Raw genomic sequence first — 26,025 nt, 5'->3', positions numbered from 1 at the left:
CCGCTCAGGCGAGTCCGGGCGCGGGTACGGGGGCGCCGCCGAGGGCGTCGACCCGCTCGGGCGGGGTCAGGCGGACCGCCCGGTGCCAGCCGCTGAAGCGCTCGTAGGCGTACGCGGCGCGGATGCCTGCGGCGAGGGCGGCGGACTTGGGCGCGGGCCAGCGCAGGAGCCGGCCCATGTGAGCCATGACGGCGAGGCTGACGTCCCGGTAGACGCCGATCTCGGCGAGGGCGCTCTCGCGCAGGATCCGGTGGATGGTGCGGCCGTGTCCGAGGCGGGCGAGGCGCAGCAGTTCCTCGTGGCAGTACGCGAGGTGGTTGTCCTCGTCGGCGCTGATCATGCGGACGGCCCTGCCGAGCTCGGGGTGGTCGCCGAAGTACCGGACGAGCATGACCATCTGGTCGGCCGCGCGCTGCTCGGTGACCCGGCTGTGCGCGAGGTAGACGACGATGTCCTCCTCGGTCAGCGGCCGGTCGCCGCGCAGCTTCTCGTGGGCGAGGCCGATGCCGCGGCGTTCCAGCAGCATCGTGTAGTCGACCTCGGGGGGTACGGGGACGGGCGACAGGCCGCGTTTGCGGAGCAGGGCCTGGAAGATCCTGCCGTGCTTGTCCTCGTCGGCGCCGTGCCGGGTGATCTTGGGGGCCAGGTCGCGCATCGGCTCGGGGACGAGCGCGGCGATCCGGGCGTTCTCCCAGCCGCCCTGGGACTCCCCGCTCGCGGCGATGGAGCAGAACAGCTGGAAGGAGTCGTCGTGGTCGACGATCTCCTGGAACAGGCTGCGGGCAGAGAGCATGGAACGAGTCAAATGCGGATCGATCGGACAGGCAACCGAGAGGGCCGCCCGACTCGGCCGAATGAACGAAATCGGCGGCTCGTCGCGAGGGCGTAACCCGGGGGCGGGGCGGGGCGTTGTTGGCTGTGTCGGCCGTGGCGGGGAAGACCCCCCGAGCCCCCACCACGGCCGCAGGACCTGATGACGGAGCCGCGCGCACCACGCGCGGCTCCGTCGTCGTGTCGGGGGCCGTCGGGGCCGGACTCAGGCGAGGCCGGCGAGCTCCAGGGCCTCGGTGCCGGCCCGCAGGGCGGCGATCCGCTCGTCCAGGGTGAAGCCGGCCGGGGCCAGGGTGAGGGTGGTGACCCCGGCGTCGGCGTAGGCGCGCATGCCGTCGGCGATCCGCTCGACGGAGCCCAGCAGGGTGGTCGAGTCGATCAGGGAGTGCGGGACGGCCGCGGCCGCGCCGGTCTTGTCGCCGCCCAGGTACTTGGTCTGGATCTCGGCGGCCTCCTTCTCGTAGCCCATCCGCTGGGCGAGCTGGTTGTAGAAGTTCTGCTTCGGGCTGCCCATGCCGCCGACGTACAGGGCGGTGTAGGGGCGGAACATGTCGGCGAGGGCCGTCACGTCCTCGCCGAGGGCCAGCGGCACCGTCGGGCAGACGTCGAAGCCGTCCATGGTCAGGCCGGCCTTCTCGCGGCCCGCGCGGATGTGGCGCAGGGCCGTCTCCTCCAGGTGCTCGGCGGCCGGGAAGATCAGCAGGGCGCCGTCGGCGATCTCGCCGGTCTGCTCCAGGTTCTTCGGCCCGATGGCGGCGATGTAGAGCGGGATGTGCTCGCGCTCCGGGTGGACGGTCAGCTTGAGGGGCTTGCCCGGACCGTCGGGCAGCGGGAGGGTCCAGTGGGCGCCGTCGTAGGACAGCCGCTCGCGGGTCATCGCCTTGCGGACGATCTCCACGTACTCGCGGGTCCGGGCCAGGGGCTTGTCGAACTTGACGCCGTACCAGCCCTCGGAGACCTGTGGCCCCGAGACGCCGAGGCCGAGTCGGAAGCGGCCCTTGGTGAGCGAGTCCAGGGTGGCGGCGGTCATCGCCGTCATCGCGGGCTGGCGGGCCGGGATCTGGAAGATGGCCGAGCCGACGTCGATCCGCTCCGTCTGGGCCGCGACCCAGGCCAGCACGGTGGCCGCGTCCGAACCGTAGGCCTCGGCGGCCCAGCAGACGTCGTAGCCGAGCCGGTCGGCCTCCTGGGCGACGGAGAGGTTGTCGGCGTCCATGCCCGCACCCCAGTAGCCGAGATTGATGCCGAGCCGCATGTGTCGTCCCCTAACGGTGAAGCCGATTTACCGATCAGTAACGTGGGTCTGCGGGGGACTGTAGCGCGCCAAGGTCTCCCGCGTCAGCGCCCCAGTAGTCTCAGCGCTCATGGAGCAGAGGCATCTCGGCCGCACCGGACTGCGCGTCTCCCGGATCGGCCTCGGCACCCTGACCTGGGGCCGCGACACCGGCGAGGAAGTCGCCGCCGAGCAGTTGAAGACGTTCTGGGAGGCGGGCGGCACGCTCGTCGACACGGCCGACGTGTACGGGGGCGGCGAGGCCGAGTACATCCTGGGGCAACTGGTGGCCGGGCTGGTTCCGCGCCGCGACCTGGTCATCGCGACGAAGGCGGGCAGCGTGCCGGATCCCGACCGGCGCTTCGACGGCTCTCGCGGGCACCTGCTGAGCGCCCTCGACGACTCGCTGGACCGGCTGGGCACCGACTACGTGGACCTGTGGCAGGTGCACGCCTTCGACCCCCGTACCCCGTTGGAGGAAACCCTGCAGACGCTGGACCTCGCCGTCAGCAGCGGCCGGGCCCGGTACGCGGGGGTGTCCAACTTCAGTGGCTGGCAGCTCGCGAAGGCCGCGACGTGGCAGCTGGCCGTGCCGGGGGTGCGGACCCGGCTCGCCTCGACGCAGATGGAGTACTCGCTCCTCCAGCGGGGCGTGGAGCGGGAGGTGTTGCCCGCCGCGCTGGACCTGGGCGTGGGCCTGCTCCCCTCCTCCCCGCTGGGCCGCGGGGTGCTGACGGGCAAGTACCGCGACGGCACGCCCGCCGACTCACGGGGTGCCTCGGAGTCCCTGGCCGCCTTCGTGGACCCGTACCTCGACGAGCCGGCGGGCCGGATCGTCGACGCGGTGGTGACCGCCGCCCAGGGGTTGGGGGTGACGCCCCTGCACGTGGCGCTGGCGTGGGTGAGGGACCGGCCGGGAGTGGTCGCCCCGATCGTCGGCGCGCGGACGTCGACACAGCTCGGGGCGGCGCTGTCGGTGGAGGCCCTTAGTCTTCCCGAGGAGATCTGCCGTGCGCTGGACGACGTTTCCGTCCCGGTGCACCGCTACCCCGATCAGGACTGGAGCACGCTGTGAGTACGGACCCCGAGACCACCGCCGCCGCCGCGCCCGCTGCCGCGGAGGAAGGGGCCGGGGCCGGCGGGGCCGCGCCCGAGGACCCCGCGAGGCCGGAGGCCCACCCGGAACCCGAGGCCGACCTCGCCCCGGAGCCGTCGGAGGACACGGGGGACGGGGACGCGCCGCGGGCCCGCGCCGGATCCGACGCGGCCGGCGAGCCGGGCGGGGACCCCGAGGTCGGGGCCGCCGCGGCGACCGCGGGCACCGCGGAGGGCGAACCGGACGACGAGGCTCCCGACGCCGACGCCCAGGACGCGGCGGCGGCCGCGGGCGCCGGAGACGGTGAACCGGACGCGGGCGCTTCCGGCGAGGACGCCGAATCGGGTGCGGACGCCCCGGGCGTAACCGCGGCCGCGGGCGCCGAGGGGGCGGCGCCGTCGCTCACCGAGGCGCAGGCCGAGCTGGCGGCGCAGAAGGTCGAGCGGGAGCGCATCGCACGGCGCAAGGCCGAGCGTGAGGCTCCCGTCGAGGCGGGCGCGAAGCTCAGCGGGAAGGCCGCCGACCTGCTGGCCGCCGTACGGGCCGTGGAGAGCGGCGCCGCGCCGGCCCCGGTGTACTTCGACGAGGCCCCGGCCGCCCCCCGCAAGGCCGCCCCCGCTCCCCCGCAGCAACCCCGGCCCGTCACTGCCGGCGCCGAGCCCGCCGCGGCCGAGATCGAGGGCGTACGGGCCGTGCTGGCCCGCGGCGGTGCCCCCGAGGCACTGGCCGGGCCGGCCGCCCGGATCCTCGGTGAGGGCGCCGCGGGCCGGCTCGTCGAGGACCCCTGGCGGCTGCTGGCGGTCGCCGGCGTCCGCCCGGCCCAGGCTGACGGCTTCGCGCAGGCCCTGCTGGGCGGCGGGGCCGGTCCCGCCGACGAACGCCGCGGCGCCGCCCTGGTGGGCTGGCTGCTGGACCGGGCCGCCGAGAAGGGGCACACCGCTCTGGAGGCCCCGGTGTTGGAGAAGGCCTTGGCCCAGTACGGGGTGCCGGAACCGGCCGGGGCCCTTGAGAACGCCGTCGGCGAGGGCGCGGTGCTCGTGTTCGAGGAGCCGCTGGACGGCATCGCGCCGACCCCCGCCGCGGACGCCGACGCGGAGGCCGAAGAGGCGGAGCGGCCCGTACGGGTCCTCGTGGGGCTGGAGGAGTACGCCCTCGCCGAGGAGAGCCTCGCCGACGGCCTGGCCCGGCTGGCAGCCGGCGTCACCGACCCCGCCGACTGGTCGCGGGCCACCACCGGCACCGGCACCGGCGGCGAGTTGATCAGGGCCGTCGCCGGCCACGGGGTGGTGACCCACACCGGCGGCGAGGCCGCCCGTGCCGAGCCGCCGGCCCTGCTGGAGGCGGCCCGGAAGCTGGGTCTGCGGGCCGTCCTGGCGGCGCACGCCCCTGGCCCGGACCGGGTCACCCCGGCCGGACTGCTGGCCGGGACGCAGGGCCCCGGGCGGGACGCCGACGGCCGGTTCGAGCTGGACCTCCTCGTGGTACTGGACGCGCCGCAGCTGGACGTGGAGACGGCCGCCGCCCTGGTGGAGTCCGTCCCGGACGGGGCCCGTCTGGTGCTGTCCGGGGACCCCGGGGTGCTCGGGTCGGCCGGTCCCGGGCGCGTGTTCGCCGATGTGCTGGCGGCGCGGGCCTGGCCGCAGGTCGTGTCCCGGACGCCGGACCCCGGCCCGGTCGGCGAGCTGGTCTCGGGCGTCGGGATCGGGGAGCTCAACCAGGTACACGCCCCGGGCAAGGAGGTCGTCATCGTCCCGGTGCAGGACGCCGGTGAGGCGGTGCACCGCACCGTGCAACTGGTCGCCGAGTCGGTGCCGCGCGCGTTCGGGATCCCGGCCGATGCCGTGCAGGTCATCACCCCGGGCCACGGCGGCTCGGCGGGCACCCGCGCGCTGAACGCGGCCCTCAAGGAGCGGCTGAATCCCGGCCCCGGCCGGTTCGGCGGGTTCGACCCCGGCGACCGGGTCGTCCACGTGCCCTCCCCCGGGCGGGCGCTGCCGGGCCGGGTGGTGTCGGCCGACGCGGAGGGGCTGCACCTGGACCTCGCGGGGGCCCGGGTCGTCGTACCGAAGGAACGGGTCGAGTCCCAGGTGCGGCACGGCTGGGCGGTCACGGCGCACCAGGCCGTCGGGACGCGCTGGCCCGCGGTGGTGGTCGTCCTTCCGGGGGACGCCGCGCAGGCCCTGTCCCGGGACTGGGTGTACACGGCGTTCGGGCGGGCGGAGCGGCACCTGTCCGTCGTCCACGGGGTCGACCAGGCGCTGCCGCACGCGGTGGCGCAGGTGCTGCCGAAGCCGCGCACGACCCGGCTCACGGGCCTGTTGCGGGCCTTGACGGCCGCTCAGGAGGCCGCGCCGCAGTAGCGGGAACGTGCGGCGCCGCCCCCGACCGGAAGGGCGGGGGCGGCGCACGCGTCGGGCGGGATCAGGCCGGGGTCAGACCGGGCTCGGCCGCCTCCTCGAACTCCCCCGGCTCCTCGGGATCCTCGGCGTCCTCGGCGTCCTCCGGATCCTCGTCGAAGACGGAGCTGACGTCGAAGCGGTGCAGGACGTCCTGGGGGTCGGTCTGTCCGAAGGGCGCGTCGAGCCAATCACCCGGTTCCGCCACCTCTTCGAGCGCCGCGATCCAAAGGGTGGAGTCGCCCTCCTCCAGTCCGAACTCCTTGTAGCGGGAGGCGATCTCGTCGGGCTCGTACTCCCCGAAGAGCACGCCGAGCGCACCGGCCGTGCCGCTGTCGTCGACGAACTCGGATTCGCGGTCGTGCGCGGCGACGCGTTCCGCCTGGGCGACCAGCCGGGCCGGTTCGACGACGGCGTAGTCACGGCGGATGAACACGCTGAAGGCCGCTGGTTCCGCCGGCCCGGTGTACGGAACTCCGTCCTCCGGCGTGGGGATCTCGAACGGGGTGACCTCGTCGTAGCGGTCGTAGAGCAGTTCGTCGTATTCCTCGGCGGCGGCGGCGAGTTCGTTGAAGGCGGCGTAGACGGCCGGGTCCTCGTCCCCGATCCTGCTCTCGACCGCGGCGAGGTGGCGGTCGAGAGCGGCCTTGACCGCCTCGGCGGCGGCGCGTACCTCGGCAACAGTGGGCAGAGCGGCATCAGACATAGTGCAGACGCTATCCGTAGCGGGGCTCTGCCCGCACAATAGATGCGATGCCGGAATACGAATTCGTCGACGTGTACGTGCCTCGCGGGACCCCCCGCCAGGAGGCGACCCGACTACTGACCGACCACGCCGAGTACGGCCACTGGGAACTGGACCGCCTGACGCTCCACCGGGACGGCAGCCGCAGGGTGCGGTTGCGCCGCCGGATCATCCGTCAGGTCCGCGCGACCTGGTGACGCGGGCCCCGGGAGCGGGACCCGCGTCGTGAGCATCCGTCAGGCGGAGTTGCGGGCGCGCCGGTAGAGCACGGCTCCGGCGAGGAGCAGTCCGCCCGCGAGGGGCACTCCGGCCGTGAGCGCGTCGCCGGCGCCCGTGGCCGCGAGTCCGCCGTGGCCGCCCGTCCCCTGACCGGGGCCCTGGCCGGGCGTCTGCCCGCCCGGGCTGCCGGGGGTACCGCCGCCCGGGTTACCGCCGCCGGGGGTCTCACCACCCGGAGTGCCACCGCCGGGGGTGCCACCGCCCGGGGTGCCACCGCCCGGGTTACCGCCACCGGGGGTCTCACCACCCGGAGTGCCACCACCCGGGTTCCCACCACCGGGCGTGCCACCACCGGGGGTCCCACCACCCGGCGTCCCACCGCCCGGGTTACCGCCACCGGGCGTGCCACCGCCGGGGTTCCCGCCGCCCGGGTTGCCCGGGTGGTCGTCGCAGGGCTCCTCGTGGCCGCCCGGGTGGTCCGGGTGCTGCGGCTTGCCCGGCGGGCGGTGCTTGCCCGACTCGTTCGCGCAGCCGTTCCCGAAGGCCGGGTTCAGCAGGGCGATCACGTTGACGGTGTTGCCGCAGAGGTTCACCGGCGCGTCCACCGGGGCCTGCACGTTGTTCCCGGACAGCACGCCCGGCGAGTTCGCGGCATGGCCGGACGCCCCGGAGGCCGCCTGCGCCTGACCGCCGGCCAGCGCGAGCACACCCCCCGCGGCCGCCATGGTGATCAGCGTCTTCCTCGTGACCTGGATCGGTCGTCGCATCTGCACTCGTCCCCTGTTGGTACGTCGACGGCCGCCGCGCGGCGGCCGGGCCGTCCAGGCTCCCCCGCCTGGTACGCCGAAAAGTCGATGGATCGGGCCGTGAAAGCCCGGCGGCCCCGGAGCGCTGGAAAGCGCTCCGGGGCCGGGTCTTCAGACGCGTCAGGCGTTGACGCAGGTGTTGCCGAAGGCCGGGTTCAGCAGGCCGATCACGGAGATCGTGTTGCCGCAGACGTTCACGGGCACGTGGACCGGAACCTGGACGACGTTGCCGGACAGGACACCGGGGGAGCCGATGGCCGCACCCTGGGCACCCGCGTCGGCGACAGCCAGGCCCGCACCCGCGAGAACCAGACCACCGGTAGCAGCCGCAGCGGCGACAACCTTCTTGAGCATTGTTCCTCCTAGTAGGCAAGTGCGGTCCCAGCCGCGGACCGCACCACCTGTAACGAGGAGTTCCCACCGGGGCTACGAGCGTATGAGCGCATTCACTCTTCTCAGTGGAATCCGCACACCTTCCCGATTCCCCGGCGTTAGGAGTGGCCCGTCACGCGTTGTCGATGAAACGGTCGAGGACCCGGACGCCGAACTTGAGGCCGTCGACCGGAACCCGCTCGTCCACTCCGTGGAACATGCCCGCGAAGTCCAGCTCGGGGGGCAGCTGGAGCGGGGCGAAGCCGAAGCAGCGGATGCCGAGGTCGTCGAAGGACTTCGCGTCCGTACCGCCCGAGAGCATGTACGGGACGGCCCGCGCGATCGGGTCCTCGGCCTTGAGGGCGCCCTGCATGGCGTCGACTAGCTTCCCGTCGAAGTCCGTCTCCAGGGCCTTGTCCGCGTGGACGTCCTCGTACTTCACGCGGGGGCCGAGGATCCGGTCGAGGTCGGCGAAGAACTCGTCCTCGTAACCGGGCAGGAAACGGCCGTCGACGTGCGCCGTGGCCTGACCGGGGATGACGTTGACCTTGTAGCCGGCGCCGAGCATCGTCGGGGCGGCCGAGTTGCGCAGGGTCGCGCCGACCATCTTGGCGATGCCGCCGAGCTTGGCGAGGGTCTCGTCCATGTTGTCGGGGTCCAGCGGGGTGCCCAGGGCGTCCGAGAGCTCGTCCAGGAACGACCGCACGGTCTTGGTGACGCGGACGGGCCACTGGTGGCGGCCGAGGCGGCCCACGGCCTCGCAGAGCTCCGTGATGGCGTTGTCGTTGTTGGTCATCGACCCGTGGCCCGCGGTGCCCTCCACCGTGAGCCGCATCCAGTGCATGCCCTTCTGCGCGGTCTCGACGAGGTACAGGCGCAGGTTCTCGTTCACGGTGAAGGAGAAGCCGCCGACCTCGCCGATCGCCTCCGTCACGCCCTCGAAGAGGCCGGGGTGCTTGTCGACGAGGTGGCGGGCCCCGTAGATGCCGCCCGCCTCCTCGTCGGCGAGGAAGGCCAGCACGATGTCGCGCGGGGGCTTGCGTCCGCTGCGCATGCGGTCGCGCACGACGGCCAGCGTCATCGCGTCCATGTCCTTCATGTCGACCGCGCCGCGGCCCCACACGCACCCGTCGGCGATCTCGCCCGAGAACGGGTCGTAGGTCCAGTCGGCGGCGTTGGCCGGGACCACGTCGGTGTGCCCGTGGATCAGCAGGGCCGGCCGCGAGGGGTCCTCCCCCTCGATCCGGGCCACGGTCGAGGCGCGGCCCTTGTGGGACTCGAAGATCTGGGGCTCCAGTCCCACCTCGGCCAGCTGCTCCGCGATCCACTCGGCCGCCTTGCGCTCGCCCGGGCCCGAGTGGTCCCCGTAGTTGCTGGTGTCGATCCGGATGAGGTCCCGGCAGAGGTCGACGACCTCGTCCTGGCCGGAGACGGTCCTGCCCGCGCCCGATTCGCTCACGCTGTTCCTCCCGCTGATCAGTACCGGCTACCTCCCCATCCTCCCTCGCCGCGGCGCTCCGCCCAAGGGCGCTCCCCGGTCACCGGGGGGTGTGATCGGGCCCCCGGAATGTTTGGTAATGTTTTCCACGTCGGAACGGCCCGCGAGGGACGCGAGACAGACACCTTGTCCGGGTGGCGGAATGGCAGACGCGCTAGCTTGAGGTGCTAGTGCCCTTTATCGGGCGTGGGGGTTCAAGTCCCCCCTCGGACACAAGTAAGAAGAAGGACCCCGCTGCGGCGGGGTCCTTCTTCGTTTCCCGCGTACGGGGGACGGCGGAGGGGCCCGGCCCGGGATCGATCCCGGGCCGGGCCCCTCGTGCGTGCGTCGCGTCAGCGGCGGGAGGCGGCGATCTCCGCCACCCGGCCGCGGACCAGGAACCAGCCGCCGACCAGGGCGGCGCCGATGACGGGGACGAACAGGACGGTGGTGCGGCCGACGCCGCCGTCGCACCACATCAGGACCAGGACCGTGACGAGGAAGACCAGCGTCACGATCTGCGTGTACGGGGCCCAGGGCAGCCGGTAGGAGGGGCGCTCCAGTCGGCCCTGCTTCGCCCTCCGCCAGAAGTGGAGCGAGCAGAGCATGACCATCGCCCAGGTGCCGAGGATGCCGAGCGAGGCGAAGTTGAGGACGATCTCGAAGGCGTCCTCGGGCATCAGGTAGTTCAGGCCGACGCCGGCGACGCCGAAGGCGGCGGTGAAGAGGACCCCGCCGTAGGGGACCTTGCCCTTGTTCATGACACCGGTGAACTTGGGCGCGGAGCCGGACATGGCCATCGAGCGCAGGATCCGGCCGGTGGAGTAGAGGCCGGAGTTCAGGCTGGACAGGGCGGCCGTCAGGACGACCAGGTTCATGATGCCCGCGGCGCCCGGGACGCCGAGCTTGTCGAAGACGGTGACGAACGGGCTCTGGCCGTCCGAGTAGGCGGTGTAGGGGAGCAGCAGGGCCAGCAGGACGACCGAGCCGACGTAGAAGATGCCCACGCGCCACATGATCGAGTTGATCGCCCTCGGCATGATCTTCTCGGGGTTCTCGGTCTCGCCCGCGGCGACTCCGCAGAGCTCGACGGAGGCGTACGCGAAGACCACGCCCTGGATGACCAGGAGCATGGGCAGGACGCCGGCCGGGAAGATGCCGCCGTTGTCGGTGATGTTGGCGAGGCCCGGGGTGTTGCCGCCGATGTCGTGGCTGGTGGCGACGAGGTAGATGCCGACGATCAGGAAGATCGTCAGGGCGGCCACCTTGACCAGGGAGAACCAGAACTCCATCTCGCCGAAGTACTTCACCGAGATCAGGTTCGCGGTGAGGACCACGGCCAGGGCGATGAAGGCGAGCACCCACTGGGGGACGTCGGTGAACATCGACCAGAAGTGGGCGTAGGTCGCGGCGGCCGTGATGTCGGCCACGGTGGTGGTGGACCAGTTGAGGAAGTAGAGCCAGCCCGCCGTGTAGGCGCCCTTCTCCCCCATGAACTCGCGCGCGTAGCTGACGAAGGCGCCCGAGGAGGGCCGGTACAGGACCAGCTCGCCGAGGGCCCGGACCACGAAGAAGGCGAAGACGCCGCAGACCGCGTAGGCGATGGCGAGCGAGGGGCCCGCTCCGGCGAGGCGGCCGCCGGCGCCGAGGAACAGGCCGGTGCCTATCGCCCCGCCGATGGCGATCATGTTGATGTGGCGGGACTTGAGGTCCTTGCTGTAGCCCTCGTCGCCGGCGTCGACGGGGCGGGAAGACGCCTCGGCGGGGGCCTCGGTCAAGGTGCGGTCACTCATACGGTCTTCGCCTTCGTGGGTCGGACAGGCAGGGCGGAACGGCCGCGCGGGAGAGCTGGGTGGTGTCGCCCGTGCCGCGATCCGGTGGTTTTGTCGCCCCAGGAGACCATGAGGCTCCGTTCCCCGCCAAAATCGACTCCCTGCGCACGGAAGCCCCCGGCGACCATGGAAACGGTCGCCGGGGGCTTCTCGGGGGCACGAATGCGAGGTGGAAGCGTCAGTCTTGCGGGGTGGACTCCGCTGCCTGGTCCAGCCGGAACGCCTCGTTGCCGAGGCCGATGCGGGCGTGCGCCTCGGGGCGGCGGGACTTCAGGTACAGCCCGTGGGCCAGGCCCCCCAGGGCCGCGACGGCGATGATGGCGGGCAGGGCCCAGCTGAGCGCGGAGCCCTCCTCGGCGCCGACCAGGACGGCGAAGTCCTTGACGGTGTAGAGGGCGATCCCGACCAGGGCCAGTCCGGCGAGGCCGGCCGCGACGAGTCGCCAGACCTGGGCGCCGGCGGTGCCGCGGCGGACGAAGAAGGCGATGACGGCGAAGGAGGACGCGGCCATGAGGACGGTCACTCCGAGGGCGCCGACGCTGCCCATCCAGGTGAACAGGCGCAGGACGGGCGCGGTCGGGTCGCCCGTCGGCAGGTCGTCGGTGAGCGCGAAGGCCGCGACGACGAGGGCGGCGATGCCGGTCTGCAGGAGGGAGCCCGTGGCCGGGGCGCCGGTGCCGGGGTTGGTGCGGCCGAAGCGGGCCGGGAGCAGGCCCTCGCGGCCCATGGCGAAGGCGTAGCGGGCGACGACGTTGTGGAAGCTCAGCATCGCCGCGAACATGCCGGTGACGAAGAGCACGTGCAGGACGTCGGTGAAGGTGGCGCCGAGTCGGGTCTCGGTCAGCTCGAAGAGCAGGCCGGGGCCGGAGGCCGCGGCCGCGTCGGTGATCGCGGCGGGGCCGGTGGCGACGGTCAGGGCCCAGGCGCTGAAGGCGAAGAAGAGGGCGACGAAGCCGACGCCGAGGAACATCACGCGGGAGACGACGATGTGCGGCTTGCTGGTCTCCTCGGCGTACACCGGGGACTGCTCGAAGCCGACGAAGGCGGCGATGCAGAAGCACAGGGCGGTGCCGAGGCCGGCGCCGGAGAGGGTGCTCGGGTCGAAGGCGCTGAGGGACAGGCCCTCGGGTCCGGGCTTGCCGAGGGCGGCGACGTCGAAGATGACGACGAGGGCGCACTCGATGAGGAGCAGGACGCCGAGCACCTTGGCGTTCAGGTCGATCTTCAGCCAGCCGAGGGCGCCGGTGGCGGCGACGGCGAGCAGGGCCGGGATCCACCAGGCGACCTCGGTGTCGAGGTAGGTGGCGAAGAGGCCGGATATCTCGAAGCCGAGGATGCCGTAGACGCCGACCTGCATGGCGCTGTACGCGACGAGGGCGACGACGGAGGCGCACGCTCCGGCGGTGGGGCCGAGGCCGCGGGCGATGTAGGCGTAGAAGGCGCCGGCGTTGTGGACGTGCCGGCTCATCTCGGCGTAGCCGATGCTGAAGAGGGCGAGGACGACGCCGAGGATCACGAAGAGCAGTGGCTGTCCGACGATGCCCATGACCCCGAAGATCGTGGGCATGACACCGGCGACGACCATGAGGGGCGCGCTGGCCGCGAGTACGGAGAGCAGCAGTCCGGCGGTGCCGAGCCGGTCGGCGCGCAGGGCGCGGTCCTGACCCTTGTACGTGCGTATCTCGGTCGGTTCGCTGAGCGTGGTGGATCTGCCCGTCGGCATGGCGGGGCTTCCTTCCGGGAGCGGGAGCGGTCTGCGGGGACGGTCGGGGGATCGGGGCGGGGCTAGGCGGTGCCGAGCGCGACGCTGCGCGCGGCGAGGAAGGCCTTGTGCGGGTCCCGGTCGGGATAGGACCAGGGAGCCGGGGTGGCGTGGGCGCCGATGCGGTGGAAGAGGGCGGCGGCCTCGGCGGAGCGGCCCTCGCAGAGCTTGGCGTGGGCCAGGAAGTTGAGGTCGACCCGGTTGCGGGGGTGGTCCTCGCGCTCCCACTCCAGCCACCAGTCGAAGGCGGAGCGCAGCACGGTGCGGGCGCGGCGGCCGGACCAGTGCTCGGCGGCGGCCCCGGGGTTGGTGCGGCCCTGGGCCGCGGCGAGGACCCGGTAGCGCTCGGCGTGGGCGATGACGGGGAGCACGGCGAGCGGGGAGTCCGCCGGGGACTCCTCGGCGGCCCAGGCGGCGAAGTCGTAGACCTCGTGGAGGGGGTCCTGGCCGGTGGCGGGGGTGCGTTCGGCGAGCCGGGCGACCATCAGGTGGTGGGCGTGGTGGTGCTCGCGGTGGCGGGCCCGGACCTGGTCGAAGTGCCGGCTGAACTCCTCCTCCGTGCCGAAGGACCCGGAGAGCATGAGCAGGCCCAGCCAGGGGGTGGGGTCGGCGGGGAGCAGGCCCGCCGCGCGGCGGCAGGCCTCGTCGGCGGCCTCGGGGGTGCCCTTGTGCCGCAGGGCCGTGAAGACGGTGGCGCAGGCGAGGAGGGTGGCCGCGTCGGCGCTGTCGGGTTCGGCGAGCAGCCATTCGCGGGCCCAGGCGGTGGCGGCCGGGGTTTCGGCCAGGACGACGACGCGGTGGCCGCGGCGGTCCCAGTCGTCGCCGGTGCCCACCAGGAGGGCGCGGGCCCTGGCCCATCGGCCTTGCGCGAACTGGGTCCGTACGTCGACGAGTTCGGTGTCGCACAGGGCCGGGTCGAAGAGCTGTGCGTCCCGCTTGCGGGCGCGGCCGAGAGGCGGCGGAGGCGGGGACATCCGCGGGTTCCCTCCAGAGCGCGGGCGCGGGTGGACGACGTGCGCGGAGCGCGCACGGGGGTGGAGAAACGGTGCGGTGGTGCGGGTTGGATCATGCCGGTGAGGACTCGGATGATCACATACAGCTAAGCGGTACGCACAGCTCCACGTCAAGGTCCAGTCCACTGCGTGGCGGGTTTCAACTGGTGTTTCCGAGAACCCAGTTGGAGCGCTCCCCATATCGTTCGGAGCGGCCGGGGGGTGGTGGCTAGGGTGGCCCCATGACATCCCTCGACGATCTTCCTCCCTACCTCCTCGGCTTCCCCGGGCCGCTGCGCGACCAGCTGGTCGCGGCGGTGCTGAGCGGGGCGAAGACCAGCACCACCGGCCTCCTCGCGGAGTACGAGGCCGAGGGCGAGCCGCTGCCGGCGCCGGGCGACCGGGCCGTCCTGGTCGACTCGGACGAGGCGGGACTGGCCGTGGTCGAGGTCACCGGCGTGGAGGTGCTGCGGCTGGCGGACGTCTCCCTGCGGCACGCCCTCGACGAGGGCGAGGGGTACGCGTCGGTGGCCGAATGGCGCACGGCACACGAGGGCTTCTGGCACTCCGAGCCGGTGCGCGCGGCGCTCGGCGACCCGGGGTACACGGTCGACGACGACACCCTGGTCGTCGCGGAGCGGTTCCGGGTCACGGAGCGGCTCGTCTGACACCTCCGGCCGGCGGGCCCGCCGCGGACGGCGCCTACGGGCGGGGACGGGCGCGGGGCGCCGGGTCAGCCCACCGCCTTCGCCGCGGCGCGGCCCGCGGCGCGGCCCGAGAAGAGGCAGCCGCCGAGGAAGGTTCCCTCCAGGGCGCGGTAGCCGTGGACTCCCCCGCCGCCGAAGCCGGCCGCCTCACCGGCCGCGTACACCCCGGGCAGCGGCTCGCCGGCGGGGGTCAGGACCCGCGAGGACAGGTCGGTCTCCAGGCCGCCGAGCGACTTGCGGGTCAGGATCGAGAGCCGGACGGCGATCAGCGGGCCCGCCGCGGGGTCCAGGATCCGGTGCGGGGCCACGGTGCGGATCAGCTTGTCGCCGAGGTAGCGGCGGGCGCCGTGGATCGCCGTCACCTGGAGGTCCTTGGTGAAGGGGTTGGCGATCTCCCGGTCACGGGCCACCAGCTCGTGCCGGACTGTGGCCTCGTCGAGGAGGTTCTCCTTGGTGACGGCGTTCATGCCGCGCACCAGGGCCGACAGGTCGCGCTCGACGACGAAGTCGGCGCCGTTGTCCATGAAGGCCTTCACCGGGCCGGGCACGGCCTGGCGGGCGCGGGTGATGACGTCGCGGACGGACTTGCCGGTGAGGTCCGGGTTCTGCTCGGAGCCGGAGAGGGCGAACTCCTTGCCGATGATGCGCTCGTTGAGGACGAACCAGGTGTGGTCGTGGCCGGTCCGCATGATGTGTTCGAGGGTGCCGAGGGTGTCGAAGCCCGGGAAGAGCGGTACGGGCAGCCGTCGGCCGGTGGCGTCCAGCCACAGGGAGGACGGGCCGGGCAGGATCCGGATGCCGTGGCGGGCCCAGATCGGGTTCCAGTTCTCGATGCCTTCGGTGTAGTGCCACATCCGGTCCTTGTTGATGTGGCTCGCGCCGGCGTCCTCGGTGATCCCGAGCATCAGCCCGTCCACGTGGGCGGGCACTCCGGAGAGCATCCGCTCGGGCGGGGTGCCGAGGCGGGCGGGCCACTGCCGGCGGACGAGGTCGTGGTTGCCGCCGATGCCCCCGCTGGTCACGATCACGGCCTGGGCCCGCAGGCTGAAGGCGCCGGCGCTCTCGCGGCTGCTCGCGCCGCCCCGTTCGGCGTCCGACGGGGCCAGGACCTCCCCGGTGACGGTGTCGACGACGCCGGCCGTCGAGGCGAGGCCGGTGACGCGGTGACGGAACGCGAGCCGGACCAGGCCGCGGGCGACCCCGGCGCGGACCCGCCGCTCGAAGGGAGCGACGAGCCCCGGGCCGGTGCCCCAGGTGATGTGGAAGCGGGGGACGGAGTTCCCGTGGCCGTTGGCGTCGTAGCCGCCGCGCTCCGCCCAGCCGACGACGGGGAAGAAGCGGACGCCCTGCGCGTGCAGCCAGGACCGCTTCTCGCCGGCCGCGAAGTCGACGTACGCCTCGGCCCAGCGGCGCGGCCAGGCGTCCTCGTCCCGGTCGAACCCGGCCGTGCCGAGCCAGTCCTGGAGGGCGAGTTCGTGGCTGTCCTTGATGCGCATGCGGCGCTGCTCGGGCGAGTCCACGAAGAACAGGCCGCCGAAGGACCAGTGGGCCTGGCCGCCGATCGACTGCTCGGGTTCCTGGTCGACGAGGATGACCTTGCGGCCCGCGTCGACGAGCTCGGCGGTGGCCACGAGGCCGGCGAGCCCCGCTCCGATCACGATCACGTCAGCGTCGTACGTCATGCGTTGCCCGTCCTCCGGATTCGGTGGTGGGGCAGATCCTTGGCTACGGAGCGGTAACCAGTCAACAGCGGTGGTTGGATGGATCGTGTGAGTGCCGCTGATGAAGTACTGGACGTGGTCGACCGGGACGACCGGGTCATCGGGCGGGCCCCGCGGGGCGAGGTGTACGCCCGGGGGCTGATCCACCGGTGCGTGTTCGTCCGGGCGACGGACGCGCGGGGGCGGGTCTTCGTGCACCGCAGGACCGCGTCGAAGCTGGTCTTCCCCTCGTACTACGACATGTTCGTGGGCGGGGTGCTGGGCGCCGGCGAGGACTACGCGGGAGCCGCGCTGCGGGAGGCCGAGGAGGAGCTGGGGGTGCGGGGGCTGGAGTCGCCGGCGCCGCTCTTCAAGTTCCTGTACGAGGGTCCGGGCGGGGCCTGGTGGTCCTCGGTGTACGAGGTGCGGTGCGACCTGCCGGTGTCCCCGCAGGTCTCGGAGGTGGACTGGCACGCCTGGCTGACGCCCGGCGAACTGGAGCGGCGCGTCGCGGACGCGCGGTGGCCCTGGGTGCCGGACGGGCTGGAGGCGTACCGGCGGCTGCGGGAGTTCCGGGGGCCGCGCCAGTAGATTGGCCGGGTGATCGACTTCGTCAAGGACGTGCGCCTCTGGTTCGCACCATCGCGGCTGAAGGACGAGGGCGAGACCCCCGACTACCGCTTCTCGCTGGCCAACGAGCGGACCTTCCTGGCCTGGATCCGGACCGCCCTGGCCCTGGTGGGCGGCGGGTTCGCGGTGGACCAGTTCCTGCCCGACCTGCGGTGGGGGGTGCGGGTCGGGATGGCCTTCGCGCTGCTGGCGGTGGGCGCGGCGTGCGCCCTGCGGGCGGTGAACCACTGGACGCGGTGCGAGCGGGCGATGCGGCGGGGCGAGGACCTCCCGCTGTCGCGGTTCCCCGTGATGCTGAGCCTGTGCGTGGGGCTGGTCGCCGTGGCGATGATCTTCGTCGTCCTGCTGGGCTGGACGTCGGAGCGGTGAGCGTTTCCGGCGAGGTCCGCGACGCGGGGCTCCAGCCGGAGCGGACCCGGCTCGCGTGGCGGCGTACGACGCTGGCCTGCTCCGTGGTGGCCGTGCTGGCCGTGCGGCAGGCGATGCGGGGGACGGGCAGCCCCACCGAGGTGGCCGGGGCGGCGGTGACCGTCCTGATCTGGGTCGCCTTCCTGTGGGTGGCGCACCGGCGGGTGCGGGAGCTCGCGGCCGCCCGCCCCCGGGGGTTGCCGCCGCGGGCGGCCCTGGGGGTGGTGGCCTGCACGGTGGCGCTGGCGGTCTTCGCCATCGCGGTGATCCTCTGAGCGGCGCGGCGCGGTTGCCCCTGCCGCTGCCCCTGTACCCGTGGCCCCGCGCCTGCGCTTGCGCCTGCGCGTGCGACACGAAGGGGGACACACCGGGCGTTCCGGGGCGAAGCGCACTAGCCTCTGCGCCATGACGACCCTGCACCACGAACACCCGACGCACGCGCACACCCACGGCCCGGACTGCGGACACCGGGCCGTCCCGCACGGAGACCACGTCGACTACGCGCACGACGGGCACCTGCACCGGGAGCACTCCGGGCACTGGGACGAGTGCGAGACCCCCGGGCACACCACGCACGAGGCCCACCCGCACGCACACGGATCGGACTGCGGGCACGACGCGGTCCCCCACGGCGACCACGTGGACTACCTGCACGACGGGCACCGGCACGCGGAGCACGAGGGCCACTACGACGACCACTGACCCGGCCACCCGGCGCCCCGCCCTCCCCGTGCGGGGCGCCGGGTGACAGGATGCCGACGGACCGTCACAGCGACCCGGGGAGAGTCAGGATGTCCGTCGAAGAGCCGTACCTCGTCCAGCCCGCGCCCGGCGTGTACGCGTACGTCCAGCCGGACGGCGGCTGGTGCCTGAACAACGCCGGATTCGTGAGCGACGGCGGGCGGACGCTCCTCGTCGACACGGCCGCCACCGAACGGCGGGCGCTGGCCCTGCGCGGGACCGTCCTCGCGGCCGGGGTGCCACTGCCCCGGACGGTGGTGAACACCCACCACCACGGCGACCACACCTACGGCAACGGCGTCTTCGCCCCGGAGGCGCTGGTCCTCGGGCACGAGGCGGCGCGGGCGGAGCAGCTCGCCGCCGGGCACCAACTGGAGCTGATCTGGCCCGCGACGGACTTCGGCAAGGTCGAGATCACCCCGCCGGACCTGACGTACGCCGACCGGCTGACCCTGCACGTCGGCGACATCGAGGTAAGGGTCCTCCACCCCGGTGTCGCGCACACCACCGGGGACTCGGTCGTGTGGCTGCCCCGGCAGAGGGTCGTGTTCACGGGGGACCTGATATTCGCCGGCGGTACCCCGTTCCTGGCGATGGGCTCGCTGTCGGGCTCGCTGCGCGCGCTGGAGCGGCTGCGGGAGTTGGGCGCGGAGACCGTCGTTCCGGGCCACGGGCCGCTGACCGACCCGTCGGCGTACGAGTCGACCGAGCGGTACCTGCGGTACGTGGGCGAGCTCGCCCGGGACGGGCGGGCGCGGGGACTGACCCCTCTGGAGACGGCGGGTCGGGCCGACCTGGGCGAGTTCGCCGCCTGGCGGGAGAGCGAGCGGCTCGTGGCGAACGTCCACCGGGCGTACGCGGAGCTGGCCGGGGAACCGGAGGGGGCGCCGCTGGACATCCTGGCGGTGCTGCGGGACATGACGGTGATGAACGGCGGGACGCCGATCCTGTGTCACGCGTGAGGTGAGCGCGGCGCCGTCGGCGCCGGGCCCCGGGTGGGGTGGGCGCCGTGCCGTTCGCGGCGCGGCCCGGACCAGGTGCTGGTGTGCGGCCGGAAGAGGTTTCCCGCGGCCGCGCTCTGGACGGCATACCGACTGGTCGGCATGATGGCTCCCGGGCGTTCCGCCCCATGCCGTCCACTCCGTACGGAGGTGCCCACCATGCCCCCAGCCCCGGACGATCCGCGAGGCCTCGACCTGGAGCGGCTGCGCGACCGCCTCGACACCGATCTGCCCGGCCTCGTGTCCGGCCCGCTGAGCGGCCGGCTGATCGAGGGCGGTCGCTCGAACCTGACGTACGCCGTCACCGACGGGGCGGGCCACTGGGTGGTGCGCCGCCCGCCGCTCGGCCACGTCCTGGCCACCGCGCACGACATGCGCCGCGAGCACCGGGTGATCGCGGCCCTCCACGGGACGGCCGTGCCGGTGCCGGAGCCGCTGCTGCTGTGCGAGGACGACGCCGTGCTGGGGGCGCCGTTCTACGTCATGGAGTACGTGGACGGCGTCCCGTACCGGACGGCGGACCAGCTCGCCGGGATCGGGCCGGAGCGCACCCGGCGGGCGGTGCTCGCCCTGGTGGACACCCTGGTCGACCTGCACGCCGTCGATCCGGAGGCGGTGGGCCTGGGCGACTTCGGCCGGCCCGACGGCTTCCTGGAAAGGCAGTTGCGGCGTTGGGGCAAGCAGCTCGCGGCCTCCCGGGGCCGGGAGCTCGCCGGGATCGAGGAGTTGCACGACGCGCTCGGCCGGAACCTGCCCCGCTCCCCCGCGCCGACCGTGGTGCACGGGGACTTCCGGCTGGACAACGTACTGATCGGCGGGCCGGACGACACGATCAGGGCGGTGCTGGACTGGGAGATGTCCACGCTGGGCGACCCGTTGACCGACCTCGGACTGCTGGTGATGTACAGCTCCGACCTGGGCCTCGCCGATTCGCCGGTCAGCACCACGAGCCGGGCCCCGGGGCATCCGGCACCCTCCGAGCTGATCGAGCGCTACGCCGCGCGCTCCGGGCGGGACACCGGCGCCATCGCCTGGTACACGGCCTTCGCCTGGTTCAAGCTCGCGGTGATCCTCGAAGGCATCCACTACCGCTACACGCTCGGGCAGACCGTCGGGGCGGGCTTCGACCGGATCGGCGAGCTCGTCCCCGTCTTCATCGAGCACGGTCTGACCACCCTCAAAGAACTTCAGGAAGGCTGAGGCACTCCCCATGGACTTCGCATTCGACACCCGGACCGAGGAACTCCGCGAGCGGCTGGTCGCGTTCATGGAGGAGTACGTGTACCCGGCGGAAGCCGTCGCCACCGAGCAGCGCGCACGGCTGGCCTCGCCCTGGGACACCCCGGCCGTCTTCGGTGAGCTGAAGGCCGAGGCGCGCCGGCAGGGCCTGTGGAACCTGTTCTTCGTGAACCAGCACGGCGGGCCCGGCGCGGAGTACGGCGCCGGGCTGACCAACCTCCAGTACGCCCCGCTGGCCGAGATCACCGGCCGCAGTCCGCACCTGGCACCGATGGCGACGAACTGCGCGGCCCCGGACACGGGGAACATGGAGTTGCTCGCCCAGTTCGGGGACGAGGCGCAGAAGAAGCAGTGGCTGGAGCCCCTGTTGGCGGGCGAGATCCGCTCCGCGTTCGCGATGACCGAGCCCGAGGTCGCCTCCTCGGACGCGACGAACGTCGAGACGCGGATCGAGCGGGTGGGCGACGAGTACGTGGTCTCCGGACGCAAGTGGTACATCTCCGGTGCGATGAACCCGGACTGCAAGGTCTTCATCGTGATGGGCAAGACCGACCCGGAGGGCGCCGATCCGCGCCGCCGGCAGTCCATGGTCCTGGTCCCGCGCGACACCCCGGGCGTGGAGGTCCGCCGGGCGATGAAGGTGTACGGGTACGAGGACCACGACCACGGCGGGCACGCCGAGGTGGTCTTCGACGGGGCCCGGGTCCCGGTGGGCAACCTGATCGGCGAGGAGGGCGGCGGCTTCGCCATCGCCCAGGCCCGGCTCGGCCCGGGTCGGATCCACCACTGCATGCGGCTGATCGGCATGGCGGAGCGCGCCATCGAGTTGATGTGCCGACGCGCGGTGGGACGTACGGCCTTCGGGAAGGAACTGGCCGCCCAGGGGGTCGTACAGGGCTGGATCGCGGACGCGCGGGTCGCCGTCGAGCAGTTGCGGCTGCTGGTGCTGAAGACGGCCTGGCTGATGGACACGGTGGGCAACAGGGGAGCGCACACGGAGATCCAGGCCATCAAGATCGCGACCCCGCGCACGGTCGTGGGGATCCTGGACCGGGCGGTGCAGTTGCACGGCGCGGGCGGGGTGAGCCAGGACTTCCCGCTGGCCGAACTCTGGGCCGCGGCAAGGACCTTGCAGCTGGCCGACGGACCCGACGAGGTGCACCAGCGCTCGCTCGCGCTGCGGGAGTTGAGGAAGTACGCGGGCGGCCGATCCTGAAAGTGGGGCATTCGTGCGGGAGTTCGGGTGAACGTGTGTGCACGGTGAAGGCGATGCGTGGGGCCTTTTAAGAAACCTTGTTGAATAAGGCTGAAAGGCAGGGGCGATCTTGATTTGCGCCTGTCAATCGGAACAGGGTTCTCCAGAAGGTTCGACGCCCCACACGTCACCCACAAGGAGAACCCTCCACATGGCATCTCACAAGCGTTCGCGCGGTTTCCGTTACGCGGCACTCGGTGCGGGAGCCGCCACCGCGGCCGCCGTGACCCTGATCGCCACCCCCTTCGCGGGGGCGGCGGCGCCGGCCGAGGGCACGGTCTACGGACTGGGCGCCCCCGGTGCGATCAGCGGAAGCTACGTCGTCATCCTCGACGAATCCGCGGACAAGGCCAAGCTCGCCAACAAGTACGGTGGCGAACTGCAACGCAGTTACGGCTCCCAGGTCAACGGCTTCTCGGCCTCCGGACTGAGCGAGACCGAGGCCAAGCGGCTCGCGGCCGACCCGGCCGTCGGCAAGGTCGTGCAGAACAAGAAGTTCACCATCAAGGCCAGCCAGCCCAACCCGCCGTCCTGGGGGCTGGACCGGATCGACCAGACCGCGCAGGAGGGGGACAAGAAGTACGACTACCCGGACAAGGCCGGTGAAGGGGTCACGGCGTACGTCATCGACACCGGCATACGCGTGACGCACGAGGACTTCGGCGGCCGCGCCACGCACGGCTTCGACGCCGTCGACAACGACGACAGCGCCGACGACGGCAACGGCCACGGCACCCACGTCGCCGGCACGGTCGCGGGGACCGCGCACGGCGTCGCCAAGAAGGCGAAGCTGGTGGCGGTGCGGGTGCTGGACGACAACGGCTCGGGCACCACCGAGCAGGTCGTCGCCGGCATCGACTGGGTCACCAAGAACCACTCCGGGCCCTCCGTGGCCAACATGAGCCTGGGCGGCGGCGCCGACGAGGCGCTCGACGAGGCGGTGCGGCGAGCGGTCGCCGCGGGCGTCGCGTTCTCCGTCGCGGCGGGCAACGAGTCGAGCGACGCGGGCCAGGGTTCCCCCTCCCGGGTCACGGAGGCGCTGACCGTGGCGTCGAGCACCATCGACGACGCGCAGTCCTCCTTCTCCAACTTCGGCTCCGTGGTGGACCTCTACGCTCCCGGCTCGGACATCACCTCGGCCTGGAACGACAGCGACACCGGCACCAAGACCATCTCCGGCACCTCGATGGCCGCTCCGCACGTGGCGGGCGCAGCCGCCCTCTACCTGTCCGGGCACCCGTCCTCGACCCCGGCGCAGACCGCCGCGGCCCTGACCGCGGCGGCGACCGCGGGCGCGGTGACCAACCCGTCGACCGGCACGGCGAACAAGCTGCTGAAGGTGGCCCCGTAGCGGGTGACCGGACGCACCGGACGCGGTGGATGAACCGGATGCGGCCGACGCACCGGACGTAGTCGACGAACCGGACCGGCCCGTCCTCCGGCCGCCCCCACCAGGGGCGCGCCGGAGGACGGGCCGGTCCGCCGTGCGGGACACCTCCGACCGGTCACCGGTCCGGCCGGGTCGCACGACCCGGCCGGTCGGCCCCGTCGGGACGGGACCTCGGTCCCGCCGGGTCCCGGGCGAACCGGTCGGAGGTGTCGCGCACGGTGGGCTATATTCGGAACATCCCCCCACCGAAGGTGCATATCGCCATGCCCAGCTCCACCCTGACCCCGGCCGCCCCCGCCCCGACCGCCCCGCAGTACGCCGCACCGCAGACCGCCCCGCAGGCTCCGGCGGCCGGCGTCGCCAACCCCGGGCCGCTGGGCCTGGCCGCGTTCGCGCTGACCACCTTCGTGCTCAGCCTCTTCAACTCGGGCCTGATCGCGGATACGGCACTGAGCGCGGTGGTCCTGCCGCTCGCCCTCTTCTACGGGGGCCTCGCGCAGTTCGTCGCCGGTGCGATGGAGTTCCGCCGCGGCAACACCTTCGCCACCACGGCCTTCGTCTCGTACGGCGCGTTCTGGATGTCCTTCGCCGGGTACGTCAAGTTCGTCGTCCCGACGCTGCCCGCCGGCCAGGCCCACATCGCGACCGGGTGGTTCCTCATCGCCTGGTTCGTCTTCACCGCCTACATGGCCGTCGCCGCCCTGAAGCTGGACCTGGCGCACCGGCTGCTCTTCACCGTGCTCGCCCTGACCTTCCTCTTCCTGGCCCTGGGCGACCTCACCCGGGTCACCGCCCTCGGCCACGTCGGCGGATTCCTCGGCCTGCTGTGCGCGGGCATCGCCTGGTACGTCTCCTTCGCCGGGGTGGCCGAGGAGACCTGGGGCCGCAAAGTCCTCCCCCTGGGCTGAGGCAGCGGGACCGATCAGGCGGGGCCGGCGGCGGCGATCAGACCGGCGGCCGTGCCGATGACCTCGTCCAGGACGTCGCGGGAGCGCTCCAGATCACCGATCATCCGGTCGATCCGCTCCCGTTCGGCGGTCAGTTCGGCCACCAGCAGCGGGGTCGCGCGCACCGACGGGCCGCCGTCCTCGTCGCGCATGCAGGGCAGGATCCGGGCGATCTTGGCGCTGTGCAGTCCGGCCGCGTAGAGCTCCTGGATCCGGATCACCCGGTCGACCGCCCGCTCGGGGTAGTCGCGGTGGCCGCCCGGCGTCCGGTCGGACGCCAACAGCCCCTGCTCCTCGTAGTAACGCAGCGACCGCGCGCCGACCCCCGTGCGCGCCGCCAGCTCACCGATCCGCATGACCATCCCCCGACCCAAGGCCTTGAACCTGACATCAGTGTGAGGTTCTACGGTACCGGCATGACGAACACCGAGCAGGTACCCACCGCCTCCCGCCTCTTCGAGCCCGTCCGCCTCGGCGGTCTGGAGCTGCCCGGTCGCCTGGTGATGGCGCCGCTGACCCGCAACCGCGCGGACGCCGACGGCGTGCCGGGCGCCCTCATGGCCGCCTACTACGCGCAGCGCGCCTCGGCCGGCCTGATCATCGCCGAGGGCACCACGCCGAACGCCGTCGGGCAGACGTACCCGCACATCCCCGGCATCCACTCCCCCGGGCAGATCGCCGGCTGGCGGCGGGTCACCGACGCGGTGCGCGCCGCAGGCGGGCGGATGTTCCTCCAGCTCCAGCACGGCGGGCGGGTCGGCCACCCCGATACCAGCGGGCACGTCCCGCTCGCCCCGTCCGCGGTCCGCTTCCCGGAGCCGCTGCACACCCCCTCCGGGTTCCAGGACGCCCTCCCGCCCCGCGAGATGACCGACGCGGACGTCCGGGCCACCATCGCGGACTTCGCGACCGCCGCCCGCAACGCCGTCGGGGCGGGCTTCGCCGGTGTGGAGGTGCACTCGGCCAACGGCCACCTGCTCCACCAGTTCCTCTCGCGGAACACGAACCGCCGCACCGACGAGTGGGGCGGCCCCGTGGGCAACCGCATCCGCTTCACCGTCGAGGTGGTCCGGGCCGTCATCGAGGCGATCGGCGCGGACCGGGTGGGCGTGCGCGTCTCCCCCGGCCTGGAGGTCAACGGCATCGAGGAGGGCGACACCGAGGAGATCTACCCGGCGCTCACCCGGGCCCTGGCGGAGCTCGGGCCGGTCTACCTGCACCAGGTGTACGCCGACCCGGACCGGCCGGGTTTCGCCGCGCTCCGCGCGGCCTGGCCGGGCACGCTCATCGCCAACCCCGCGCTCTCGCGCGAGGAGGTCGCGGACGACGGGGGCAAGCGGCGGGGCGAGCGGCTGTTGGAGGCGGGCGCCGACCTGATCGCGCTCGGCCGGGGCTTCCTCGCCAACCCGGACTTCGTGGAGAGGTTGCGCACGGGCGCCCCGCTCAACGAGCTCCGCCCGGAGTTCCTGATGCACGTACAGGGTGCGCAGGGGTACACCGACTACCCGGCCCTGGCCCGGGTGTGAGCGGGACCGCCGCTCAGGGGCGCAGGGAGCGCAGCAGCAGGTCGGCGAGGTGGTCGGCGACCTGGTGCGGGGTGAGCGGCCCGTCCGTGCGGTACCAGGTGGACAGGTGGTGGACGGACCCGAAGTAGAAGTCGACCACCAGGTCGGCGGGCGTGGCCGTGGCGAACACCCCGGTGCGCTGACCCTCCTCGACCAGGGCCCGGAAGCGCTCGTGGTAGCGCCTGCGCTCGGCCCTCACCTGCTTGTACTTCTCCGGGCTGAGCTGGTGCATCGACCGGAAGAAGATCATCGCGTCGTCGAGGTTCTCGATGGTGGTGACCACCACGTCGGCGGCCGCGGCCCGCAGCCGCTCCTCGACGGGGGCGTCGGATCCGGCCACCGCGTCGAGCCGCTGCTGCTGGAGGCGCAGCATCCGCGCGTACACCTCGTGCAGCAGGTCGTCCTTCGACCCGAAGTAGTGGTACAGCGCGCCCTTGGTGACGCCGGCGGCCTCGACGATCTCCTGGACGGAGGTGCGGTCGTAGCCACGTTCGGCGAACAGCCTGGTGGCCACGGCCAGCAGCCGCTGCGGCACCGGGGTCTCCCGGTTGTTCTCCGCCGGCTCCGTGGTGGTCCTGGCTGCCATGTCGCTCGCCTTCCTTTCCTGATCCCTCACCTGCTGCGTCGTACGACCATCCGAC

General features: G+C 72.9%; 26 protein-coding genes and 1 tRNA gene. 15 read left to right on the top strand and 12 right to left on the bottom strand.

What is annotated here, in order from left to right:
* Positions 1-4: 4 nt before the first annotated feature.
* Together NOD94_RS12260 and NOD94_RS12255 are read right to left on the bottom strand one after the other, a co-directional pair.
* Entirely contained in the window at positions 5-793 is a 789-nt protein-coding gene (locus NOD94_RS12260; RefSeq protein ID WP_281205880.1) for a ferritin-like domain-containing protein, read from the bottom strand.
* A gap of 243 nt (positions 794-1,036) precedes the next feature.
* The gene (locus NOD94_RS12255) at positions 1,037-2,086 is read right to left on the bottom strand and encodes an LLM class F420-dependent oxidoreductase (protein ID WP_281205879.1); all 1,050 of its coding nucleotides are present in this window, start codon (positions 2,084-2,086) and stop codon (positions 1,037-1,039) included.
* 109 nt (positions 2,087-2,195) lie between these two features.
* On the opposite strand from NOD94_RS12255, the gene NOD94_RS12250 reads away from it, so the two are divergent.
* Together NOD94_RS12250 and NOD94_RS12245 are read left to right on the top strand one after the other, a co-directional pair.
* A complete protein-coding gene (locus tag NOD94_RS12250; protein ID WP_281205878.1) occupies positions 2,196-3,179 on the top strand; it encodes an aldo/keto reductase in 984 nt (327 codons plus the stop codon).
* Entirely contained in the window at positions 3,176-5,560 is a 2,385-nt protein-coding gene (locus NOD94_RS12245; protein WP_281205877.1) for a helix-hairpin-helix domain-containing protein, read from the top strand. Before NOD94_RS12250 ends, NOD94_RS12245 begins: the two co-directional genes overlap by 4 nt.
* Before the next feature lie 61 nt (positions 5,561-5,621).
* Here NOD94_RS12245 and NOD94_RS12240 read toward each other — a convergent pair whose 3' ends face one another.
* Positions 5,622-6,302 (bottom strand): hypothetical protein, encoded by a 681-nt coding sequence (locus tag NOD94_RS12240; protein ID WP_281205876.1) that lies wholly within the window; start codon positions 6,300-6,302, stop codon positions 5,622-5,624.
* 47 nt (positions 6,303-6,349) lie between these two features.
* Here NOD94_RS12240 and NOD94_RS12235 point away from each other — a divergent pair, with 47 nt between their 5' ends.
* Positions 6,350-6,538 carry a DUF5703 family protein gene (locus NOD94_RS12235; protein WP_281205875.1) on the top strand — a complete coding sequence of 63 codons (189 nt, stop codon included), beginning with the start codon at positions 6,350-6,352 and terminating at the stop codon, positions 6,536-6,538.
* A gap of 39 nt (positions 6,539-6,577) precedes the next feature.
* On the opposite strand, the gene NOD94_RS12230 is transcribed toward NOD94_RS12235, so the two are convergent.
* The 3 genes from NOD94_RS12230 to NOD94_RS12220 form a co-directional block, all read right to left on the bottom strand.
* Positions 6,578-7,327, bottom strand: a complete 750-nt coding sequence (locus NOD94_RS12230) for a chaplin (RefSeq protein WP_281205874.1) — start codon at positions 7,325-7,327, stop codon at positions 6,578-6,580.
* 159 nt (positions 7,328-7,486) lie between these two features.
* Positions 7,487-7,720 carry a chaplin ChpH gene (chpH, locus tag NOD94_RS12225; RefSeq protein ID WP_281205873.1) on the bottom strand — a complete coding sequence of 78 codons (234 nt, stop codon included), beginning with the start codon at positions 7,718-7,720 and terminating at the stop codon, positions 7,487-7,489.
* 151 nt (positions 7,721-7,871) lie between these two features.
* A complete protein-coding gene (locus tag NOD94_RS12220; protein WP_281205872.1) occupies positions 7,872-9,197 on the bottom strand; it encodes a M20/M25/M40 family metallo-hydrolase in 1,326 nt (441 codons plus the stop codon).
* 167 nt (positions 9,198-9,364) lie between these two features.
* Here NOD94_RS12220 and NOD94_RS12215 point away from each other — a divergent pair.
* Positions 9,365-9,449 (top strand) — tRNA-Leu (locus tag NOD94_RS12215).
* A gap of 119 nt (positions 9,450-9,568) precedes the next feature.
* Here NOD94_RS12215 and NOD94_RS12210 read toward each other — a convergent pair.
* The 3 genes from NOD94_RS12210 to NOD94_RS12200 all read right to left on the bottom strand — a co-directional run bounded on the left by NOD94_RS12210 (position 9,569) and on the right by NOD94_RS12200 (position 13,783).
* Positions 9,569-11,008: an amino acid permease gene (locus NOD94_RS12210; RefSeq protein WP_281205871.1), complete on the bottom strand. Its 1,440-nt coding sequence runs from the start codon at positions 11,006-11,008 to the stop codon at positions 9,569-9,571.
* A 217-nt stretch (positions 11,009-11,225) separates the two neighbouring features.
* Positions 11,226-12,770, bottom strand: coding sequence for an APC family permease (locus NOD94_RS12205; protein WP_281205869.1), 1,545 nt, complete (start codon positions 12,768-12,770; stop codon positions 11,226-11,228).
* Positions 12,771-12,832: 62 nt separating this feature from the next.
* Positions 12,833-13,783 carry a hypothetical protein gene (locus NOD94_RS12200; RefSeq protein WP_281205868.1) on the bottom strand — a complete coding sequence of 317 codons (951 nt, stop codon included), beginning with the start codon at positions 13,781-13,783 and terminating at the stop codon, positions 12,833-12,835.
* 260 nt (positions 13,784-14,043) lie between these two features.
* Here NOD94_RS12200 and NOD94_RS12195 point away from each other — a divergent pair, with 260 nt between their 5' ends.
* On the top strand, positions 14,044-14,469 hold the full coding sequence (locus NOD94_RS12195) for an ASCH domain-containing protein (RefSeq protein WP_281205867.1): 426 nt from the start codon (positions 14,044-14,046) through the stop codon (positions 14,467-14,469).
* A 65-nt stretch (positions 14,470-14,534) separates the two neighbouring features.
* On the opposite strand, the gene NOD94_RS12190 is transcribed toward NOD94_RS12195, so the two are convergent.
* Positions 14,535-16,190, bottom strand: a complete 1,656-nt coding sequence (locus NOD94_RS12190) for an FAD-binding dehydrogenase (protein WP_281205866.1) — start codon at positions 16,188-16,190, stop codon at positions 14,535-14,537.
* An 87-nt stretch (positions 16,191-16,277) separates the two neighbouring features.
* Here NOD94_RS12190 and NOD94_RS12185 point away from each other — a divergent pair, with 87 nt between their 5' ends.
* The 9 genes from NOD94_RS12185 (at position 16,278) to NOD94_RS12145 (ending at position 23,780) form a co-directional block, all read left to right on the top strand.
* Positions 16,278-16,799: an NUDIX domain-containing protein gene (locus NOD94_RS12185; RefSeq protein ID WP_281205865.1), complete on the top strand. Its 522-nt coding sequence runs from the start codon at positions 16,278-16,280 to the stop codon at positions 16,797-16,799.
* A gap of 9 nt (positions 16,800-16,808) precedes the next feature.
* The gene (locus NOD94_RS12180) at positions 16,809-17,207 is read left to right on the top strand and encodes a DUF202 domain-containing protein (protein ID WP_281205864.1); all 399 of its coding nucleotides are present in this window, start codon (positions 16,809-16,811) and stop codon (positions 17,205-17,207) included.
* Positions 17,204-17,521, top strand: coding sequence for a DUF202 domain-containing protein (locus NOD94_RS12175; protein ID WP_281205863.1), 318 nt, complete (start codon positions 17,204-17,206; stop codon positions 17,519-17,521). Before NOD94_RS12180 ends, NOD94_RS12175 begins: the two co-directional genes overlap by 4 nt.
* A 130-nt stretch (positions 17,522-17,651) precedes the next feature.
* Entirely contained in the window at positions 17,652-17,948 is a 297-nt protein-coding gene (locus NOD94_RS12170; RefSeq protein WP_281205861.1) for a hypothetical protein, read from the top strand.
* An 89-nt stretch (positions 17,949-18,037) separates the two neighbouring features.
* Complete coding sequence (locus NOD94_RS12165; protein ID WP_281205860.1) at positions 18,038-18,949, top strand: MBL fold metallo-hydrolase; 912 nt, start codon at positions 18,038-18,040, stop codon at positions 18,947-18,949.
* A 198-nt stretch (positions 18,950-19,147) separates the two neighbouring features.
* The gene (locus NOD94_RS12160) at positions 19,148-20,188 is read left to right on the top strand and encodes a phosphotransferase family protein (RefSeq protein WP_281205859.1); all 1,041 of its coding nucleotides are present in this window, start codon (positions 19,148-19,150) and stop codon (positions 20,186-20,188) included.
* Positions 20,189-20,198: 10 nt separating this feature from the next.
* Complete coding sequence (locus NOD94_RS12155) at positions 20,199-21,443, top strand: acyl-CoA dehydrogenase family protein (RefSeq protein WP_281205858.1); 1,245 nt, start codon at positions 20,199-20,201, stop codon at positions 21,441-21,443.
* Positions 21,444-21,633: 190 nt separating this feature from the next.
* The gene (locus NOD94_RS12150; protein WP_281205857.1) at positions 21,634-22,833 is read left to right on the top strand and encodes a S8 family peptidase; all 1,200 of its coding nucleotides are present in this window, start codon (positions 21,634-21,636) and stop codon (positions 22,831-22,833) included.
* Positions 22,834-23,135: 302 nt separating this feature from the next.
* Positions 23,136-23,780, top strand: coding sequence for an acetate uptake transporter (locus NOD94_RS12145; protein ID WP_281205856.1), 645 nt, complete (start codon positions 23,136-23,138; stop codon positions 23,778-23,780).
* 14 nt (positions 23,781-23,794) lie between these two features.
* On the opposite strand, the gene NOD94_RS12140 is transcribed toward NOD94_RS12145, so the two are convergent.
* Complete coding sequence (locus tag NOD94_RS12140) at positions 23,795-24,175, bottom strand: MerR family transcriptional regulator (protein ID WP_281205855.1); 381 nt, start codon at positions 24,173-24,175, stop codon at positions 23,795-23,797.
* 60 nt (positions 24,176-24,235) lie between these two features.
* On the opposite strand from NOD94_RS12140, the gene NOD94_RS12135 reads away from it, so the two are divergent.
* The gene (locus tag NOD94_RS12135; RefSeq protein WP_281205854.1) at positions 24,236-25,345 is read left to right on the top strand and encodes an alkene reductase; all 1,110 of its coding nucleotides are present in this window, start codon (positions 24,236-24,238) and stop codon (positions 25,343-25,345) included.
* 13 nt (positions 25,346-25,358) lie between these two features.
* Here the strand turns inward: NOD94_RS12135 and NOD94_RS12130 are convergent, their stop codons facing one another.
* Complete coding sequence (locus NOD94_RS12130) at positions 25,359-25,970, bottom strand: TetR/AcrR family transcriptional regulator (protein WP_281205853.1); 612 nt, start codon at positions 25,968-25,970, stop codon at positions 25,359-25,361.
* Positions 25,971-26,025 lie beyond the last annotated feature (55 nt).

Origin of the sequence: Streptomyces sp. Isolate_45, from assembly GCF_024721315.2 — a bacterium.
Taxonomy (GTDB): domain Bacteria; phylum Actinomycetota; class Actinomycetes; order Streptomycetales; family Streptomycetaceae; genus Streptomyces.
The sequence above is the reverse complement of the archived record's forward strand: the minus strand, read 5'-3'. Positions and strand labels throughout refer to the sequence as shown.